This window comes from Micromonospora sp. D75 (assembly GCF_018070405.1).
In the GTDB taxonomy this organism is placed as follows: domain Bacteria; phylum Actinomycetota; class Actinomycetes; order Mycobacteriales; family Micromonosporaceae; genus Micromonospora; species Micromonospora chalcea.
The window spans coordinates 1-2,501 of record NZ_JAGPXV010000770.1; the positions used below are offsets into that span (position 1 = coordinate 1).

A 2,501-nucleotide genomic window follows, 5' to 3' on the forward strand; every position below is an offset into this window, starting at 1 on the left:
GGTTTCCACCGGGCTGCCGTCGACGCTGGGCACGCCCAGGTCGGCCGGGGGTACGCCCTGGCTGAGCAGCATCCGGGTCAGGTAGTGGTCGGGTACGACGAGCAGCCGGGCCGGGTCGGGGAACGGCTGGTCGTCGGCCAGCAGCCCGGGGTCGACGTGCCCGTGCGGGGAGATGATCGGTTGCTGCGCGGCGAGCGCGTACAGCTCGCGGGCCAGGGCACGCAGGCCGGGCTCGGCGGGCAGCAGCAGATCGCTGGGGGAGATGATCGGCACGGGGGCGGGCTCCTCGGTCAGGGCAGGGTGAGCAGGTCGGCGACGCGGGTGGGCGCGCCGGTCTCCAGCGAGCGGTTGGCGGCCAGGCCGGTGAGCAGCGCGAGCGCGCCGTCGCGGGCGGTGGCGGCCCGGCCGAGCGGGTCGGGTTCGCCGCCGAGCAGCACCCGGGTCATCCGGGTGTCCGCGCCGCCGTGCCCGCGCCGGGTCCAGCCCTCGACCGGGATCTGGACCGGCGGCGCCCAGAACGGGCGCAGCGTGAGCCGGGCCGCGCCCCGCTCGACGGCGGCCTCGTCGCCGTGCAGCGCCGCGCCCTTCAGTGCACCGGCGACGGACGGGCTGACGTGGTCGCTCTCGGTCACCTCCAGCTCCAGGCGGCCCCGGCTGCCGTTGACCATCACCCGGTAGCCCTCCCAGGGGGCGTACGCGGTCAGGTGGTAGGTCATGGTCGCGCCGGTGTCGTAGCGGGCGAGCACCGCGAGGTCGTCCTCGATGGTCACGCCGGGGGCGAAGACGTTGCGGTCGCGGTGGTAGCCGTCCTCGGCCTCGGCGTCGAGGTACAGCTCGCGCAGTCGCGGGTGGTCGGCCAGGCGCAGCGCGAACGGGTCGCCGTCGGCGGCGGGGGAGCCGTGCGCCCGGTCGTAGTCGCGGGCGTAGCCGTGCCGGCGGCCGTGGGCGCCGTAGAAGAACAACCTGCCGTACGCGTGCACCTCGACCGGGCGCGCGTCCAGCCACCAGTTGACCAGGTCGAAGTGGTGGCCGGACTTGTGCACCAGCAGCCCGCCGGAGACGGACTTGTCGCGGTGCCAGCGGCGGAAGTAGTCGGCGCCGTGGCGCACGTCGAGCAGCCACTCGAAGTGCACCGACCCGATCTCGCCCACCGCGCCGTCGGCGAGCAGCCGCCGGACCTGCTCGTGCAGCGGGTTGTAGCGGTAGTTGAACGCGACTGTGACGCGGCGGCCGGTCTCGGCGACCGCGTCCAGGATGCGCCGGCACCGTTCCGCGTCGACCGTCATGGGCTTCTCGACGATCACGTCGCAGCCGGCGCGCAGCGCCGCCGTCACGTACTCGTCGTGGGTGGCGTCCACGCTGGTCACCAGCGCCACGTCGACGCGCTCCTTGGCGAGCATCGCGGTGAAGTCGCCGGCCGTGTACGTGGGCACCGGCGACCGGCCCAGCTCGGCCAGCCAGCGGTTGTGCGCGTCCATCCTCGTCTGGTTGACGTCGGCGAACGCGACCAGCTCGGCGGTGTCGGCGTGGTCGAGCGCCAGGGCGCGGACGAACATCTCGGCGCGCGCCCCGGCGCCGACCAGGGCGTGGCGGACCCGTTCCCGGGCCGGTGGTGACATGACGTCGGCCTCCCCGGCAGTCGGCTGCAAAGGTTTGCAGCCGAAGAAACCACGACGATGGATACGTCGTCAACGGATGGCGGTCAAGCCGCCCTATCCATCCGCATTGATGAGGTTTCGCGCGCCCAGCGGCACCGTCGCCGCAATCGAGCCGCAACAATGGACCGTTGACACCGGCGCAACCGTTTGCATTAATGGGCGGCACCCGTGACCCCCACCACATCGGACGAGGGAGCCCGCCGTGCCAGCCACCATCCGGGACGTCGCCCGCGCCTCCGGTGTGCACATCTCCACCGTGTCCCGGACGTTCTCGGCCCCGCACCTGGTCAACCCGGAGACCCGGGTCCGGGTGCTGGCCTGCGCGGAGGACCTCGGCTACCGGCCCAACCGGGCCGCCCGGGCCCTCATCACCGGCCGTACGCACAACATCGGCCTGATCGTGGCCGACATCGCCAACCCGTTCTTCCCGCCGCTGATCAAGGCGGCGGAGGGGCAGGCCCGGCACCGCGACTACCACGTGTTCGTCGCCGACACCAACGAGGACCCGGTCGCCGAGGAGGACCTGGTCCACGCGCTGGCCAAGCAGGTCGACGGCGTGCTGCTGTGCAGCCCCCGGATGAGCAACAGCCTGATCGAGCAGGTCAGCCGCGAGGTCCCGGTGGTGGTGATAAACCGCCAGGTCGCCGGCCTGCCCTGCGTGATGATGGACGTCGGGCAGGGCGCCCGGGCCGCGATCGAGCACCTGCTCGGGCTCGGCCACCGCCGGATCGCGCTGCTCGGCGGCCCACGCGGCTCGTGGACCGCCCGGGAGATGCGCCGCGCCGCTACCGCCGCCGCCCGCAGCGGTTCAGCGGAGCTGACCGTCCTCGGACCCAACCAGCC

At 73.3% G+C, this 2,501-nt stretch carries 2 protein-coding genes and 1 pseudogene; 1 reads left to right on the top strand and 2 read right to left on the bottom strand.

Features of this window, described 5'->3' with window-relative positions; genetic code table 11:
- Together KBX39_RS28800 and KBX39_RS28805 are read right to left on the bottom strand one after the other, a co-directional pair.
- Positions 1–273 (bottom strand): annotated as a pseudogene (locus KBX39_RS28800) (glucuronate isomerase); the annotation flags it as partial.
- Between the two features lie 17 nt (positions 274–290).
- Positions 291–1,619 carry a Gfo/Idh/MocA family protein gene (locus tag KBX39_RS28805; protein ID WP_043323555.1) on the bottom strand — a complete coding sequence of 443 codons (1,329 nt, stop codon included), beginning with the start codon at positions 1,617–1,619 and terminating at the stop codon, positions 291–293.
- Between the two features lie 241 nt (positions 1,620–1,860).
- Between KBX39_RS28805 and KBX39_RS28810 the strand changes: the two genes are divergently transcribed.
- A partial coding sequence (locus KBX39_RS28810; RefSeq protein WP_210873552.1) for a LacI family DNA-binding transcriptional regulator occupies positions 1,861–2,501 on the top strand: 641 nt, incomplete at its 3' end.